The sequence below is a fragment of the Pseudomonas sp. S3_E10 genome (genome assembly GCF_054667615.1).
This window is the reverse complement of record NZ_CP162743.1, coordinates 2,711,737-2,726,588: the sequence shown is the minus strand read 5'-3', so window position 1 is coordinate 2,726,588 and position 14,852 is coordinate 2,711,737. Positions and strand designations below refer to the sequence as shown.

Here is a 14,852-nt window from a genome sequence, read left to right as displayed (position 1 = left end):
TTAATCAAGAGGATGAATCATGAGTGACCAGGATAAACAGCCGTTGGCTGCGTCGGCTTCAGCCCCTCAGGTGGCGGAAACTGCCGATGCAGCGCTGCAACACATTGTTGACGGCTTTTTGCATTTCCATCACGACGTCTTCCCTCAGCAGGAAGAACTCTTCAAGAAACTCGCCACGGCGCAGAGCCCGCGGGCGATGTTCATCACCTGCGCCGACTCGCGCATCGTGCCCGAGCTGATCACCCAAAGCTCCCCTGGCGACCTGTTCGTGACCCGTAACGTCGGCAATGTGGTGCCGCCCTACGGCCAGATGAACGGGGGTGTTTCCACCGCCATCGAGTACGCGGTACTCGCCCTGGGTGTGCAGCACATCATCGTCTGCGGGCACTCCGATTGCGGCGCCATGCGCGCGGTACTCAACCCCGACAGCCTGGAAAAGATGCCGACGGTCAAAGCCTGGTTGCGTCATGCCGAGGTCGCCAAGGCCATGGTTCATGACAACTGTGACTGCGCCAACGAAGGCGAGAGCATGAAGGTGCTGACCGAAGAAAACGTCATCGCCCAGCTGCAACACTTGCGCACCCACCCTTCCGTGGCGTCACGCATGGCCAATGGTCATTTGTTTATCCATGGCTGGATCTACAACATCGAGACCAGTGAAATCCGGGCCTACGATGCTGACAAGGCGGCGTTCCGACCGCTGAACGGCACCGAGCCGATTCCTTCAGCGACGCCTAAAGCGCGCTTCTAAAACACTTCCCTGCCGGGTAATGCGGTGGCTGCCATGGATGCAGCCAGGCTTTACCGCGCCCGGCGAATGCCTCGGGAGAGTCATCATGCGTGCTGCTCAATTGAAAGCTGTACTGCCACGGGAGCTGCTCGCCTCGGTGGTTGTGTTTCTGGTCGCCCTGCCGCTGTGCATGGGAATCGCCATCGCATCCGGCATGCCGCCTGCCAAAGGCTTGATAACCGGGATTATCGGTGGCCTGGTGGTGGGCTGGCTGGCGGGTTCGCCTTTGCAGGTCAGTGGGCCGGCGGCTGGCCTTGCGGTGTTGGTGTTCGAGTTGGTGCGCCAGCACGGCATGTCGATGCTCGGGCCGATCCTGCTGCTGGCGGGTTTCCTGCAATTGGTGGCAGGGCGTCTGCGCCTGGGTTGCTGGTTCCGCGTAACGGCGCCGGCGGTGGTGTACGGCATGCTGGCGGGGATCGGCGTACTGATTGTGCTCTCGCAGGTGCATGTGATGCTCGACGGCGCGCCCAAGCCGTCCGGGCTGGATAACCTGACGGGCTTCCCGGCGGCATTGGCCGAGGCCGTTCCCACCCTTGGCGGCGGGCTCGGCTGGCAGGCGGGCTTGTTGGGTTTGTCGACGATGCTGGTGATGTACCTGTGGGATAAATTGCGCCCACCGCGGTTGCGCTTCGTACCGGGTGCCCTGCTGGGCGTTGGCCTTGCAACCGTCACCAGCCTGGTGCTGGCGTTGCAGGTCAAGCGTGTGGACGTGCCGGAAAACCTCGCGGATGCCATCGACTGGCTACGTCCCAGCGACTTGTTGAACCTGGCCGACCCGCAGCTGTTGATCGCCGCGTTCGCCGTGGCGTTTATCGCCAGCGCCGAAACCCTGCTCTCCGCCGCCGCTGTTGACCGCATGCACAGCGGCCAGCGTTCCGATTTCGATAAGGAATTGTCCGCGCAAGGTGTCGGCAATATGCTCTGTGGCCTGGTCGGCGCCCTGCCGATGACCGGCGTGATCGTGCGCAGCTCGGCCAACGTCCAGGCGGGCGCCACGACGCGTTTGTCGGCGATGTTCCACGGCGTGTGGTTGTTGGGCTTTGTGTTGTTGCTGTCCAGCGTGCTGCAAAGCATTCCGGTGGCGAGCCTGGCCGGCGTGCTGGTGTACACCGGGATCAAGCTGGTCGATATCAAGGCGTTCAAAGCCTTGGGACGCTACGGGCGGATGCCGATGTTCACCTATGCGGCCACGGCGCTGGCAATCATCTTTACCGACCTGCTGACGGGCGTGCTGGTGGGCTTTGGTCTTACGTTGGTCAAGTTGGCGTTCAAGGCTTCACGCCTGAAAATCAGCCTCATCGACTTGCCCCAGGGCGGTGAGATGGAGCTGCGCCTGACCGGTGCCGCGACCTTCCTCAAAGTGCCGGCGTTGACCCAGGTGCTGTCGACAGTGCCTGCGGGTGCCACCGTGCATGTACCACTCAACAACCTGAGCTACATCGACCATTCCTGCCTGGAATTGCTGGAGGAATGGGGGCGGGCCAATGCGGCGAAAGGCTCGAAGTTGGTGATTGAGGCGCGGGGGTTGAAGCGCAGGCTCGAAGGGCGGATTCGCACGACGACGGGGATCGGCTCGGCACCGTCCGTCACCTGACAAAACCGGCACAAAAAAATGTGGGAGGGGGCTACACCCCTCCCACATTTGACCTGTGTACGGCGGAAGATTTAAGCCGGTTGATCCAGCGTCAACTCAACCCCCAACTGCCGCGACAGGCACGGCCAGCGCTTCCAGGCGGCCTCGGTGTTCGGGCTTTTCAATTGCTCGCGATACGCTTCCACCGACTCCAGCGCAAAACTCTCGTCGTTAAGCATCTCATCCACCGCCAGATGCACAGCTTCGTCCAATTGGTTGGCGAAGGCTTCACCGATCAACTGATGGGCTATCACGTTGGCCACGGTGGTATCCGCCGGAATCAGCGGCTGGCCGAAATGCTTGATATACACATCGTTGACTTCCTCCACCAGGCGATGGGCCAGGTAGGCCTCGTCCAGCAGGCCGTCCAACCCTTCATGACCTGCCAGAATCGCTGGTGGCTGCAGGAAGAAATGCTCGGCAATTTTCAGCACCGGCTTGATCTGGCTTTCGATCCCGGCCTCGCGAGCCACGTCATTGGCGGCATCGAGCAACTCGGGGACGAGGTCGATGTAGGCAGTGACAAAGCGAGTCATGACCACGTTGCGATCACCCTCAGCCAGGGAAATGGCTGCATGCAGGTGCGGCAATTGTTCTTTCAGTTGCAGGGCAAGCTGGCCCGTTGTGGCTTCGTGTTGATGGGCACGGGAAATCTGCTCGCGCAATGCGGCGGTGTTCATGGAGGCTCCAGTGTTGCAGCTGTAGGAATAGGGAGAAGACAAGGTAGCTCGTTTATACGAGCGCCTAAGACGCATTTGTCATAATTATTTCATGGTTATGCGCAGCCGTTATATCGAATTGCCATCGTTCGTCGGAAAATCGATTCCGCACCCGGTTTTATTGAGTTTTACCGATCATTTTCGCTCATTTGCCCCTACACATTGCGGGGTTGCAGAGCGTGTCTATACTCGGGTTTGTACGCGATTCGCTGATGACGCCAGACTGCATAAGCAGGTGAGGCTAAGCGGTTGTAAGCAGTATGGAAGCCGCTCCCTTCGACGCAGGTGCAAACCGGCGGGATAACAAGAACGATAAGGGGAACCCGCAATGATGCGACATCCACACGTTTGGATGGGCCTCCTGTTGTGGTCAGTATTCGGCCAGGCACATGCCGCCTGGACAACGAATATGGCGCCAGGGGCGACAGAAGTCAGTCACGCTGTGTTCGACCTGCACATGACCATTTTCTGGATCTGTGTGGTGATCGGCATCATCGTGTTTGGCGCTATGTTCTGGTCGATGATGGTGCACCGGCGCTCCACGGGCCAGGTGGCCGCCAAGTTCCACGAGAGCACTACCGTGGAAATTCTTTGGACCGTCGTGCCCTTGCTGATCCTGATCGCGATGGCTATTCCGGCGACCAGGACCCTGATCAACATCTACGACAGCAGTGAGTCGGATATCGATATCCAGGTCACCGGCTACCAGTGGAAGTGGCATTACAAATACCTGGGCCAGGACGTTGAGTTCTTCAGCAACCTGGCCACGCCCGCCGAGCAGATCCATAACCAGGCCACCAAAGGTGAGCACTACCTGCTGGAAGTCGACCAGCCGCTGGTGCTGCCGGTGGGTGCCAAGGTGCGGTTCCTGGTCACCGCCGCCGACGTGATCCACTCCTGGTGGGTGCCGGCGTTTGCGGTCAAGCGCGACGCTATCCCTGGGTTCGTCAACGAAGCCTGGACCCGTGTCGAAAAGCCCGGCATTTACCGTGGCCAGTGTGCGGAGCTGTGCGGCAAAGACCACGGCTTCATGCCGATCGTGGTCGAGGTCAAGTCCAAGGCCGACTACGAAACCTGGCTTGGCCAGCGCAAGGAAGAAGCGGCCAAGCTCAAGGAGCTGACCTCCAAAGAGTGGACGCTCCAAGAGTTGGTGGCGCGTGGTGACAAGGTCTATCACACCACTTGCGTGGCCTGTCACCAGGCCGAGGGCCAGGGCTTGCCGCCGATGTTCCCGGCGCTCAAGGGGTCGAAAATCGCCACCGGGCCCGCCGCCGACCACCTGAGCATTGTCTATCACGGCAAGCCTGGCACCGCGATGGCGGCATTCGGCAAGCAGCTCTCGGAAGTGGATATCGCCGCCGTGGTGACCTACGAGCGCAACGCCTGGGGCAACAACAAAGGCGACATGGTCACGCCTAAAGACGTGTTGGCCATCAAGCAGGCGGAAAGCAAATGACGTACTTCATTGCGATTGCGCTGACCCGCCCCGCCCATTTGTTTGCAGGAGAACGGCCATGAGCGCTGTGATCGATGACCATGGCCACGCCAGTGACCATGCCCACGGCCCCGCCAAGGGTTTGATGCGCTGGGTGCTGACCACCAACCATAAAGACATCGGCACGATGTACCTGTGGTTCGCCTTCGCCATGTTCCTGCTCGGCGGCTCGTTTGCGATGGTGATCCGCGCCGAGCTGTTCCAGCCCGGCCTGCAGATCGTCGAGCCGGCGTTCTTCAACCAGATGACCACCATGCATGGCCTGATCATGGTGTTCGGCGCGGTGATGCCGGCATTCGTCGGCCTGGCCAACTGGATGATCCCGTTGATGATCGGCGCGCCCGACATGGCCCTGCCGCGCATGAACAACTTCAGCTTCTGGCTGCTGCCGGCGGCATTCCTGTTATTGGTTTCAACGCTGTTCACCCCCGGCGGCGGGCCGAACTTCGGCTGGACCTTCTACGCCCCGCTTTCCACCACCTATGCGCCGGAAAGCGTGACGTTCTTCATCTTCGCCATTCACTTGATGGGCATCAGTTCGATCATGGGGGCGATCAATGTGGTCGCCACCATCCTCAACCTGCGTGCCCCCGGCATGACCTTGATGAAGATGCCGCTGTTTGTGTGGACGTGGCTGATCACCGCCTTCCTGCTGATCGCGGTGATGCCGGTGCTGGCCGGTTGCGTGACCATGATGCTGATGGACATCCACTTCGGCACCAGCTTCTTCAGTGCGGCCGGCGGCGGTGACCCGGTACTGTTCCAGCACGTGTTCTGGTTCTTCGGCCACCCCGAGGTGTACATCATGATCCTGCCGGCCTTCGGTGCCGTCAGCTCGATCATTCCGACCTTCTCGCGCAAGCCGCTGTTTGGCTACACGTCGATGGTATACGCCACGGCGAGCATCGCGTTCCTGTCGTTTATCGTGTGGGCGCACCACATGTTCGTGGTCGGCATCCCGCTGGTGGGCGAGTTGTTCTTCATGTACGCCACGCTGCTGATCGCCGTGCCCACCGGGGTGAAGGTATTCAATTGGGTCAGCACCATGTGGCAAGGCTCGCTGACGTTCGAGACGCCGATGCTGTTCGCGGTGGCGTTCGTGATCCTGTTCACCATCGGCGGGTTCTCCGGGCTGATGCTGGCGATCGCGCCGGCGGACTTCCAGTACCACGACACCTACTTCGTGGTGGCGCACTTCCATTACGTACTGGTGCCCGGCGCGATTTTCGGGATCTTCGCCTCGGCCTACTACTGGCTGCCGAAATGGACCGGCCACATGTACGACGAAACCCTGGGCAAGCTGCACTTCTGGCTGTCTTTCGTGGGCATGAACATGGCGTTTTTCCCCATGCACTTCGTTGGGTTGGCCGGTATGCCGCGGCGGGTGCCGGACTACAACCTGCAGTTCGCCGATTTCAACATGGTGTCGTCGATTGGCGCATTCATGTTTGGCGCCACGCAGATCTTCTTCCTGTTCATCGTGATCAAGTGCATCCGGGGCGGCACGCCGGCGCCGGCCAAACCGTGGGACGGCGCCGAAGGGTTGGAGTGGAGCATCCCGTCGCCAGCGCCGTACCACACGTTCACTACGCCGCCGGAGGTCAAATGAACAGGCCTGCGCTGACCTCCCGTGGGAGGGGGCTTGCTCCCGATAGCTATCTCACAGGCAATGATGATGCGGACTGGCACACCGCAATCGGGAGCAAGTCGAATCGTCGCACCACCCCTCCCACGCTGATTGTGCTCGTCTTGGGTGATCGCCATGGCTGAATCCGTGCCCCTCAAGCGCCTGGTCACCCGGCTGTTGATTCTGGTGCTGGCGATGTTCGCCTTTGGCTTTGCCCTGGTGCCGATCTACGACGTGATGTGCAAGGCGTTCGGCATCAACGGCAAGACCGCCGGGCAGTACGAAGGCTCGCAAGTGGTCGACCCGTCGCGTCAGGTGCGGGTGCAGTTCCTGTCTACCAATGCCATCGACATGGTCTGGGACTTTTACGCCAAGGCTGACGAGGTGGTGGTCAACCCCGGCGCGGTGACCGAGATGCTGTTTGTGGCGCACAACCCTACCGACAAGCCGATGACTGCCCAGGCAGTGCCCAGCATCTCCCCGGCGGAAGCGGCCATGTACTTCCACAAAACCGAGTGCTTCTGCTTCACCCAGCAAGTACTGCAGCCAGGCGAGCGTATCGAGATGCCGGTGCGCTTTATCGTCGACCGCGACATGCCCAGGGATGTGAAGCATTTGACCCTGACGTACACGCTGTTTGACATCACTGCGCGCCAACCGCCCGTGGCTGCCCATACCGGCGGCTAGCTACTGTTTGCCCGCTCAATCAGGAGAGCGAATACATGTCGACTCATGATACGTACTACGTACCAGCGCAAAGCAAATGGCCAATAATTGCCACGTTTGGCCTGCTGATCACTGTGTATGGCCTGGGTGTGTGGTTCAACGATCTCAAGGCCGCACGCCCGGAATCCCACGGCCCGTGGATCTTTTTCGTCGGCGGGCTGTTGCTGGCCTACATGATGTTTGGCTGGTTCGGTGCCGTGATCAAAGAAAGCCGTGCCGGTTTGTACAGCTCGCAGATGGACCGCTCGTTTCGTTGGGGCATGACGTGGTTCATTTTTTCCGAAGTGATGTTCTTTATCGCGTTCTTCGGTGCGCTGTTTTATGTGCGGACGTGGTCTGGCCCCTGGTTGGCGGGCGAAGGGCCCAAGGGCATCGCACATATGCTGTGGCCCAATTTCGAGTTTGCCTGGCCCTTGCTCAACAACCCGGACCCCAAGCTCTACCCCGCACCCAAGGGCACCATCAGCCCGTGGGGCTTGCCGTTGGTCAACACCATCCTGCTGGTGAGTTCCAGCGTGACCATCACCATTGCCCACCATGCCTTGCGCAAAGGCCATCGCGGCGCGCTGAAAATCTGGCTGGCGATCACCGTGTTGCTGGGCCTGGCGTTCCTCGGCTTCCAGGCCGAGGAATACATCCACGCCTATAAAGAGCTGGGCCTGACCTTGGGCTCGGGCGTGTACGGTGCGACGTTCTTTATGCTCACGGGTTTCCACGGCGCCCACGTGACCATCGGCACGATCATCTTGTTTGTGATGTTGATGCGCATCCTGCGTGGGCATTTCAATGCCGAGCACCAATTCGGCTTCGAGGCGGCCAGTTGGTATTGGCACTTTGTGGATGTGGTGTGGATCGGCTTGTTTTTCTTCGTCTACGTACTGTGATGCGCCTCACCAAGGTGCATGCGATACCAGCTGGCCGCTGAAGAACCCCCAGGTGATCAACGCCAGGGTGATCACGGCCAGCACGACACGCACGGTCAAGGCTGTGACGAGGCGATTGGAGTGGCCTTCGTCCTTGACCAGAAAGAACAGGCCACTGAACAGGCTCACGACAGTCGCGATCAGCATCAGGGCAATGGCTGCTTTGAGCATGGTCTGGCTCCTGGGCTTTTACGGAGGGGGCGGGCAATGAAAACAAGTATAGCCAGCGCCATGAAACAGTTTCGTCCCGGCATCGCGCCGACCCTGGTGGTGTTGATACTGCTGCCGTTGATGGTGGGGTTGGGGTTCTGGCAGTTGTCGCGGGGGCATGAAAAACAGGTATTGCTCGACACCTATGCCGAGCGCCGTGCGTCGGCGCCAATGAGCAGCGAGCAACTCAATGGTTCCATGGCCCCGGCCTTTCGCCGTGTACGCCTGCGTGGTCAATTCGATGCCGAGCACAGTGTATTGCTCGACAACCGCATGCGCGACGGCAAGGCCGGCGTCGAGTTGCTACAGCCCTTTCATGACCAGGCCAGCGGCCTGTGGCTGTGGCTCAATCGCGGCTGGTTGCCGTGGCCGGACCGCCGCGCCGCGCCCGCCTTCACCACCCCTGAACAACCGGTGAACCTCGATGCCTGGGTGTACGTCGCCCCCGGCGAAACCTTCCAACTGCATGCCGACCCCGCCGGTGCGCCATGGCCGCGCCTGCTGACCGCGCTGCACCCCGCCGCGTTATGGGCCGAGCTGGGCCGCAGCGGCTTCGCTTACGAGCTGCGCGCCGAAGCTGGGCCTGGTACGTACGAAACCACCTGGCCGGTGGTCGCCATGGGCCCGGAAAAACACCAGGCCTATGCCGTGCAATGGTTTGCCATGGCGCTGGCGTTGCTGGCGCTTTATGTCTATCTCGGACGGCACAACACAAAGGAGAAGCCCCATGAGAGCGGCCACGAATCGACTCAACATGTCTGAGCTGCCTGATCGACGCAAAGGCCGCTGGCAACTGTTGCTGATCCTGCTGATGGTGATCGGCCCGATGGTGCTCGCCACCTTTATGTACAAGCTGCAGTTTTGGGTGCCGGACAGCCGCAGCTATCACGGCGAAATGATCGGCAACGGCCAGACCCGCGCCGACATCGGCGTGCAGGCCGAGGAAACGCGCTGGCAAATGTTGGTCACCGCGCCCGCGGCCTGCGCCGCGGACTGCCAGCAACTGGTGTACCTCGCACGGCAGTTGCAGATCGGCCTGGGCCGCGATGCCTCTCGCGCCAGCCATGCCCTGGCCAGTGCGCAACCGGTGGGCGCCGACTACGACGCCAAGCTCAAGGCCGAGTACCCGCAATTGCAGCGTTACGCGCTGGACCTCTCGACCTTCACCAAGAACGCCGCCGCGCCGGGTGAGGCGCAGCTGTGGATTGTCGACCCTCACGGCAACCTGGTGCTGCGCTACGACGCCAAGGTCAAGGGCAAGGACTTGCTTAACGACCTGCGCCACCTGCTGAAACTATCGAACATCGGATAAGGGCATCGTCATGGCCAAACCTGGATTTCGCCTCGCGTTGTTTGCCACTTTGCTCGCATTGATCGTCGTGCTGCTGGGCGCCTATACCCGCCTGAGTCACGCAGGCCTTGGCTGCCCGGACTGGCCCGGCTGCTATGGTTTTATCGGCGTGCCGCAAAGCGAAGCCCAATTGGCCCATGCCCAATTGCATTTTCCCGACACGCCGGTGGAGGCCGACAAGGGCTGGGCCGAGATGACCCATCGCTACTTCGCCGGCAGCCTGGGTTTGCTGATTGCGCTGTTGGCGGCGCGTTCGTGGAGTCACCGGCGTGACCCTGGCCAGCCGGTGAAGTTGCCGCTGTTTGTGTTGGCGGTGGTGTTCGCCCAAGCGGCGTTCGGCATGTGGACGGTGACCTTGAAACTCTGGCCACAGGTGGTGACCGGCCATCTGTTGGGCGGCTTTGCGACCTTGAGCCTGTTGTTTTTGCTGACGTTGCGATTGTCCGGCGTACTGCCCGCACTGATCGTGCCCAAGCGCCTGCAGTATTGGGCCACCGCCGGGCTGGCGCTGGTGATCGGTCAGATCGCGCTTGGCGGTTGGGTCAGCTCCAATTACGCGGCCGTGGCGTGTGTGGACTTGCCCACCTGCCATGGTCAATGGTGGCCTACGGCGGACTTTGCCAATGGCTTTCACCTGACCCAACACATTGGCCCCAACTACCTGGGCGGCCAACTCGACAGCGAGGCGCGCACGGCCATCCATCTGACCCATCGCATCGGCGCGGTGCTGGTCACCCTGGTGCTGCTGGGCCTGGCCTGGCAATTGCGCGCGGTGGGCATGACCCGGCTCGCGGGGCTGCTGCTGATCGCCCTGGCCGCGCAAATCGGCCTGGGCCTGAGCAATGTGGCGTTCGGTCTGCCGTTGCCGGTGGCGGTCGGGCATAACGCTGGCGGTGCAGCCTTATTGCTGACGCTGGTGCTGGTCAATTACCACGCCCGCACCAGCCTGGTTCGGGTGCGTCATCAGTTGCCGTTCGGCTGGCGTTTCAGCCCGCGCAAACACGTAGCGGGCCTTGTCACCCTTAAAGGAGAGATGCCATGGCGACCTTGATCGGCACGCGTCACGGCCAGGCAATCTGGCGCGACTATTTGGAGCTGACCAAGCCAAAAGTGGTAGTGCTGATGCTCATCACCTCGCTGGTGGGCATGTTCCTCGCCACCCGTGCCGGGGTGCCGTGGACGGTGCTGGTGTTCGGCAACATGGGGATCGCCCTGTGCGCGGGCGGCGCGGCGGCGGTCAACCACGTGGTGGACCGCCGGATCGATGCCGTGATGGCGCGCACCCACAAGCGGCCGCTGGCGGAAGGCCGCGTATCGCCGGTCGCGGCGCTGGCATTTGCGTTGTTTCTGGCTATTGCGGGGCTGGCGTTGCTGCTGGCATTCACCAACCCGCTGGCGGCCTGGCTGACGCTGGCTTCGCTGCTCGGCTATGCAGTGATCTACACCGGTTTTCTCAAGCGCGCGACGCCGCAGAATATCGTCATCGGCGGGTTGGCCGGCGCTGCGCCACCGCTGCTGGGCTGGGTCGCGGTCACCGGACACATCAGCGCCGAACCGCTGTTGCTGGTGCTGATCATCTTTGCCTGGACCCCGCCGCACTTCTGGGCCCTGGCCATCCACCGCAAGGAGGAATACGCCAAGGCCGATATCCCGATGCTGCCGGTCACCCATGGCGAGCACTACACCAAGGTGCATATCCTGCTGTACACCTTTGCCCTGCTGGCGGTGAGCCTGATGCCCTATGTCATCCACATGAGCGGCGCGCTGTATCTGGTGTGCGCATTGGTATTGGGCGGGCGCTTTCTGCAATGGGCCTGGGTGTTGTACCGTGGCGGTCGGCCGCACGCGGCGATCAACACGTTCAAGTACTCTATCTGGTACCTGTTCTTACTGTTTATCGCCCTGCTCGTAGACCACTACCTATTGTTGAACCTATGACTCGAACTCAAAAAACTGTCTTCATCCTGGTGGCCCTGGTGGCCTTGATCATGGGCCTGACCGTTAACAAAGTGCTGTCGGGCAAAGGCCAGGGCGACCCCACTGCGCTAATCGACGCCGGCATTATCCTGCTGCCGCAAAGCCGTCAGTTGCCGCCGGTGACCATGGCCAACCAGGACGGCCAGCCGGTGGTGGTCAACGAATTGAAAGGCAAGTGGAGCCTGCTGTTCTTCGGCTACACCTTCTGCCCGGACATCTGCCCCACCACCCTTGCGCAACTGCGCCAGATCAAGAGCGAACTGCCCAAAGAGGCGGTGGATAACTTGCAAGTGATCCTGGTCAGCGTCGACCCGAACCGCGACACCCCTGCCCAGCTCAAGCAGTACCTGGGCTACTTCGACCCGCAATTTGCAGGCCTCACCGGCGCGAATGTAGGCGACGTACAGAAGGTCTCGAATGCGGTGAGTATCCCGTTCATCCCGGCCGATACCAGCAAGCCGAACTACACCGTCGACCACAGCGGCAACCTCGCGCTGATCGGGCCGGATGGGACGCAGCGTGGGTTTATTCGGGCGCCGTTGAACAACCAGAAGCTGGTGGCGCAGTTGCCAGGGTTGCTACAGCGCAAGTAAAGACAACACAAAGCAAATGTGGGAGGGAGCAAGCCCCCTCCCACATTTTTTGATCTTCGGTGTGTTTGGGATCAGAACGCCGGCTTGATCGCGCCTTTGTACTTCTCTTCGATAAATGCCTTCACTTCTGGTGTGTGCAGCGCTGCAACCAGCTTCTTCACCGCGTCCGAATCCTTGTTGTCTTCGCGGGTGACCAGGATATTCACGTAAGGCGAGTCGCTGCCTTCGATCACCAGGGCGTCCTTGGATGGGTCCAGCTTGGCTTCCAGGGCGTAGTTGGTGTTGATCAGTGCCAGGTCGACCTGTGTGAGCACGCGCGGCAGGGTGGCGGCTTCCAGTTCACGGAACTTCAGGTTTTTGCTGTTACCGGTGATGTCCTTGATGGTCGACAGGATGTTGGTCGGGTCCTTCAGGGTGATCAGACCGTTGTTGGCCAGAAGCAGCAGGGCACGGCCGCCGTTGGTGGCGTCGTTCGGGATCACCACGTTGGCGCCGCTTGGCAGCTCGTCCAGTTTTTTGTACTTGCTGGAGTAGGCGCCCAGGGGTTCCAGATGCACAGCGCCGACGCTCACCAGGTGAGTGCCCTTCGCTTTGTTGAATTCATCCAGGTACGGCTGGTGCTGGAAGAAGTTGGCGTCCAGGCGTTTTTCGGCCACTTGGACGTTGGGCTGTACGTAATCGGTGAAGACTTTGATCTGCAGGTCCACGCCTTCTTTGGCCAGCGCAGGCTTCACGAATTCCAGGATTTGCGCATGCGGTACTGGCGAAGCAGCGACCTTGAGGGTCTCGGCGTGGGCGGAAAACGCGGCAACGGCGGCGAAAGCAACCAGTAGTTTTTTCATCCAACAAGCTCCTTGTTCGGGCATGTGCCGGCGTTGGGCCGGCAATGGCCGTTATTTTCGAGAAAAGTGCACCACCAGCTTGTCGCCGACGGTTTGCAGAATTTGTACCAGGATCATCAGCATCACCACGGTAACCACCATTACATTGTCCTGGAAACGCTGGTAACCGAAACGGATCGCCAAGTCGCCCAGCCCACCGGCACCGACCACGCCGGCCATCGCCGTGTAGGAAACCAGTGTAATCGCGGTCACGGTAATTGCCGCGAAAATGCCGGGGCGTGCTTCGGGCAGCAAGGCGCTGGTGATGATCTGGCGCGTGCTGGCACCCATCGACTGGGTGGCCTCGATGATGCCGCGGTCCACTTCACGCAGGGCGGTTTCCACCAGGCGCGCAAAGAATGGTGTGGCGCCGATAACGAGCGGCGGAATCGCGCCCGCAACGCCCAGCGTGGTGGCCTCGTCCATGTATATGCCAGTGATCAGTTTGGTTAATGGGAGCATCACGATCAGCAGGATGATGAACGGCAGCGAACGCAGCATGTTCACGACCAGCGACAGAAAGGCGTACAAGCCTTTCTGCTCGAACAGCTGACGAGGGCTGGTCAAGAACAGCAGCACGCCCAGGGGCAGGCCCAGCACGACCGTGAAGAACAGCGAGCCGAACAGCATGGTCATGGTATCGCCGGTGGCGAGCCAGATTTCGGACCAGTCGATATCGGCGAAAAAATTCAGGAACAGGTCCATTAGCGCAGCACCTCCATGTGAACGTCTGCGGCGGTGAAGCGGGCAAACGCCGCTTCCATGTCACCGCCGGTGACGGCCAGGGTCAGTTGCCCGTAGGGGATGTCTTTGATGCGGTCGATGCGACCGGCGAGGATGCTGTAGTCCACCCCCGTTTCGCGGGCGACGGTACCCAGCAATGGCGCGTAGGTTGCGTCGCCTTGGAACGTCAGGCGCACGATACGGCCGGGTACGTGGGCGAAGTCATCGCGCTGTTCGCCTTCGTCGACCTGCTCGGCTTCTTGTACGAAACGTTTGGTGGTCGGGTGCTGCGGGTGCAGGAACACGTCGGCCACCGAGCCTTGCTCGACGATCACGCCGGCGTCCATCACGGCCACCTGGTCGCATACGCGGCGGATCACGTCCATTTCATGGGTGATCAGCACGATGGTCAGTTTCAGCTCACGGTTGATCTCGGCCAGCAGTTGCAGCACCGAGGCGGTGGTCTGCGGGTCGAGGGCGCTGGTGGCTTCGTCGCACAGCAAAATCTTCGGCTTGGTCGCCAGGGCGCGGGCGATGCCGACGCGCTGCTTCTGGCCGCCGGATAATTGCGCCGGGTACTTTTTGGCGTGGTCCGACAGGCCGACGCGGGCCAGCAGTTCAGCCACGCGCAGGTTGATGTCCTTGCGCGACAATTCGCCGGCCAGGGTCAGCGGCAACGCCACATTGTCGGCGACGGTCTTGGATGCCAACAGGTTGAAGTGCTGGAAGATCATGCCGACCTGTTGGCGGAAACGGCGCAGGCCGTTGGCGTCCAGGGCGGTGACTTCTTCGCCGTCGACCGTGATCTGGCCGCCGCTCGGTTCTTCGAGGCGGTTGATCAGGCGCAGCAGGGTACTTTTACCCGCGCCCGAATGGCCAATCAGGCCAAACACCTGGCCGTTCTCGACGCGCAGGCTGGTGGGGTGCAGGGCGGGAATATCCTTACCGGCGACGCGGTAGGTTTTATGGACGTTTTGAAACTCGATCACGTAGCGAACCTTGTGGGGCGCATGGAAAAGGGATCAGCGGTTAGCCGGGCGCGCATTTTAGCCTGTCCGTATAGCGTTTCTTAGCATTTATTTCGCATTCATCCAGCGATTTGGCGATAACGCGATCAAAGGTCATAAAAAAGGAACGGCCAAAAACCTCATCAGTCACTACATAGGCAATGCGATTCCCCGGGTGCCGTGCCTGGGGTTTTGCT

Annotated in this window: 16 protein-coding genes; 11 read left to right on the top strand and 5 right to left on the bottom strand. The window is 60.9% G+C overall.

The annotated features are described in order from the left end of the window. Positions 1–19: 19 nt before the first annotated feature. Both AB4N98_RS12260 and AB4N98_RS12255 read left to right on the top strand, forming a co-directional pair. Positions 20–751: a carbonic anhydrase gene (locus AB4N98_RS12260; RefSeq protein ID WP_017528724.1), complete on the top strand. Its 732-nt coding sequence runs from the start codon at positions 20–22 to the stop codon at positions 749–751. Between the two features lie 85 nt (positions 752–836). Continuing rightward, complete coding sequence (locus tag AB4N98_RS12255) at positions 837–2,384, top strand: SulP family inorganic anion transporter (RefSeq protein ID WP_217855583.1); 1,548 nt, start codon at positions 837–839, stop codon at positions 2,382–2,384. A 71-nt stretch (positions 2,385–2,455) separates the two neighbouring features. Here AB4N98_RS12255 and AB4N98_RS12250 read toward each other — a convergent pair whose 3' ends face one another. Then, positions 2,456–3,103 (bottom strand): hypothetical protein, encoded by a 648-nt coding sequence (locus tag AB4N98_RS12250; protein ID WP_017528726.1) that lies wholly within the window; start codon positions 3,101–3,103, stop codon positions 2,456–2,458. Between the two features lie 367 nt (positions 3,104–3,470). Between AB4N98_RS12250 and coxB the strand changes: the two genes are divergently transcribed. The 4 genes from coxB to AB4N98_RS12230 all read left to right on the top strand — a co-directional run bounded on the left by coxB (position 3,471) and on the right by AB4N98_RS12230 (position 7,874). Then, positions 3,471–4,598 carry a cytochrome c oxidase subunit II gene (gene coxB, locus AB4N98_RS12245; protein WP_065879194.1) on the top strand — a complete coding sequence of 376 codons (1,128 nt, stop codon included), beginning with the start codon at positions 3,471–3,473 and terminating at the stop codon, positions 4,596–4,598. A gap of 58 nt (positions 4,599–4,656) precedes the next feature. Continuing rightward, complete coding sequence (gene ctaD, locus AB4N98_RS12240) at positions 4,657–6,246, top strand: cytochrome c oxidase subunit I (RefSeq protein ID WP_017528728.1); 1,590 nt, start codon at positions 4,657–4,659, stop codon at positions 6,244–6,246. Between the two features lie 153 nt (positions 6,247–6,399). Beyond that, the gene (locus tag AB4N98_RS12235) at positions 6,400–6,951 is read left to right on the top strand and encodes a cytochrome c oxidase assembly protein (RefSeq protein WP_460149472.1); all 552 of its coding nucleotides are present in this window, start codon (positions 6,400–6,402) and stop codon (positions 6,949–6,951) included. Between the two features lie 35 nt (positions 6,952–6,986). Then, on the top strand, positions 6,987–7,874 hold the full coding sequence (locus AB4N98_RS12230; protein ID WP_017528730.1) for a cytochrome c oxidase subunit 3: 888 nt from the start codon (positions 6,987–6,989) through the stop codon (positions 7,872–7,874). Between the two features lie 6 nt (positions 7,875–7,880). On the opposite strand, the gene AB4N98_RS12225 is transcribed toward AB4N98_RS12230, so the two are convergent. Continuing rightward, positions 7,881–8,084 (bottom strand): twin transmembrane helix small protein, encoded by a 204-nt coding sequence (locus tag AB4N98_RS12225; protein ID WP_017528731.1) that lies wholly within the window; start codon positions 8,082–8,084, stop codon positions 7,881–7,883. A 36-nt stretch (positions 8,085–8,120) separates the two neighbouring features. Between AB4N98_RS12225 and AB4N98_RS12220 the strand changes: the two genes are divergently transcribed. The 5 genes from AB4N98_RS12220 to AB4N98_RS12200 are packed head-to-tail and all read left to right on the top strand — an operon-like array spanning position 8,121 to position 12,044. Further along, on the top strand, positions 8,121–8,885 hold the full coding sequence (locus AB4N98_RS12220) for an SURF1 family protein (RefSeq protein WP_460149471.1): 765 nt from the start codon (positions 8,121–8,123) through the stop codon (positions 8,883–8,885). After that, positions 8,851–9,435, top strand: a complete 585-nt coding sequence (locus AB4N98_RS12215; RefSeq protein WP_460149470.1) for a hypothetical protein — start codon at positions 8,851–8,853, stop codon at positions 9,433–9,435. The genes AB4N98_RS12220 and AB4N98_RS12215 overlap by 35 nt, the downstream gene beginning before the upstream one ends. Before the next feature lie 10 nt (positions 9,436–9,445). Continuing rightward, a complete protein-coding gene (locus tag AB4N98_RS12210) occupies positions 9,446–10,525 on the top strand; it encodes a COX15/CtaA family protein (protein WP_068937955.1) in 1,080 nt (359 codons plus the stop codon). Next, positions 10,513–11,412: a heme o synthase gene (gene cyoE, locus AB4N98_RS12205; protein ID WP_017528735.1), complete on the top strand. Its 900-nt coding sequence runs from the start codon at positions 10,513–10,515 to the stop codon at positions 11,410–11,412. The genes AB4N98_RS12210 and cyoE overlap by 13 nt, the downstream gene beginning before the upstream one ends. Continuing rightward, positions 11,409–12,044, top strand: a complete 636-nt coding sequence (locus tag AB4N98_RS12200; protein ID WP_017528736.1) for an SCO family protein — start codon at positions 11,409–11,411, stop codon at positions 12,042–12,044. Before cyoE ends, AB4N98_RS12200 begins: the two co-directional genes overlap by 4 nt. Before the next feature lie 71 nt (positions 12,045–12,115). Here AB4N98_RS12200 and AB4N98_RS12195 read toward each other — a convergent pair whose 3' ends face one another. The 3 genes from AB4N98_RS12195 to AB4N98_RS12185 are packed head-to-tail and all read right to left on the bottom strand — an operon-like array spanning position 12,116 to position 14,637. After that, complete coding sequence (locus tag AB4N98_RS12195) at positions 12,116–12,886, bottom strand: MetQ/NlpA family ABC transporter substrate-binding protein (RefSeq protein WP_068937954.1); 771 nt, start codon at positions 12,884–12,886, stop codon at positions 12,116–12,118. A gap of 51 nt (positions 12,887–12,937) precedes the next feature. Continuing rightward, complete coding sequence (locus AB4N98_RS12190; protein WP_065879190.1) at positions 12,938–13,630, bottom strand: methionine ABC transporter permease; 693 nt, start codon at positions 13,628–13,630, stop codon at positions 12,938–12,940. After that, positions 13,630–14,637, bottom strand: coding sequence for a methionine ABC transporter ATP-binding protein (locus tag AB4N98_RS12185; protein WP_065879189.1), 1,008 nt, complete (start codon positions 14,635–14,637; stop codon positions 13,630–13,632). Before AB4N98_RS12185 ends, AB4N98_RS12190 begins: the two co-directional genes overlap by 1 nt. Positions 14,638–14,852 lie beyond the last annotated feature (215 nt).

What these genes read in the sequence shown, in the direction of transcription:
- AB4N98_RS12260 (WP_017528724.1), top strand. Translation starts at nt 20, where the DNA reads ATGAGTGACCAGGATAAACAGCCGTTGGCTGCGTCGGCTTCAGCCCCT.
- AB4N98_RS12255 (WP_217855583.1), top strand. Translation starts at nt 837, where the DNA reads ATGCGTGCTGCTCAATTGAAAGCTGTACTGCCACGGGAGCTGCTCGCC.
- AB4N98_RS12250 (WP_017528726.1), bottom strand. Translation starts at nt 3,103, where the DNA reads ATGAACACCGCCGCATTGCGCGAGCAGATTTCCCGTGCCCATCAACAC.
- coxB (WP_065879194.1), top strand. Translation starts at nt 3,471, where the DNA reads ATGATGCGACATCCACACGTTTGGATGGGCCTCCTGTTGTGGTCAGTA.
- ctaD (WP_017528728.1), top strand. Translation starts at nt 4,657, where the DNA reads ATGAGCGCTGTGATCGATGACCATGGCCACGCCAGTGACCATGCCCAC.
- AB4N98_RS12235 (WP_460149472.1), top strand. Translation starts at nt 6,400, where the DNA reads ATGGCTGAATCCGTGCCCCTCAAGCGCCTGGTCACCCGGCTGTTGATT.
- AB4N98_RS12230 (WP_017528730.1), top strand. Translation starts at nt 6,987, where the DNA reads ATGTCGACTCATGATACGTACTACGTACCAGCGCAAAGCAAATGGCCA.
- AB4N98_RS12225 (WP_017528731.1), bottom strand. Translation starts at nt 8,084, where the DNA reads ATGCTCAAAGCAGCCATTGCCCTGATGCTGATCGCGACTGTCGTGAGC.
- AB4N98_RS12220 (WP_460149471.1), top strand. Translation starts at nt 8,121, where the DNA reads ATGAAAACAAGTATAGCCAGCGCCATGAAACAGTTTCGTCCCGGCATC.
- AB4N98_RS12215 (WP_460149470.1), top strand. Translation starts at nt 8,851, where the DNA reads ATGAGAGCGGCCACGAATCGACTCAACATGTCTGAGCTGCCTGATCGA.
- AB4N98_RS12210 (WP_068937955.1), top strand. Translation starts at nt 9,446, where the DNA reads ATGGCCAAACCTGGATTTCGCCTCGCGTTGTTTGCCACTTTGCTCGCA.
- cyoE (WP_017528735.1), top strand. Translation starts at nt 10,513, where the DNA reads ATGGCGACCTTGATCGGCACGCGTCACGGCCAGGCAATCTGGCGCGAC.
- AB4N98_RS12200 (WP_017528736.1), top strand. Translation starts at nt 11,409, where the DNA reads ATGACTCGAACTCAAAAAACTGTCTTCATCCTGGTGGCCCTGGTGGCC.
- AB4N98_RS12195 (WP_068937954.1), bottom strand. Translation starts at nt 12,886, where the DNA reads ATGAAAAAACTACTGGTTGCTTTCGCCGCCGTTGCCGCGTTTTCCGCC.
- AB4N98_RS12190 (WP_065879190.1), bottom strand. Translation starts at nt 13,630, where the DNA reads ATGGACCTGTTCCTGAATTTTTTCGCCGATATCGACTGGTCCGAAATC.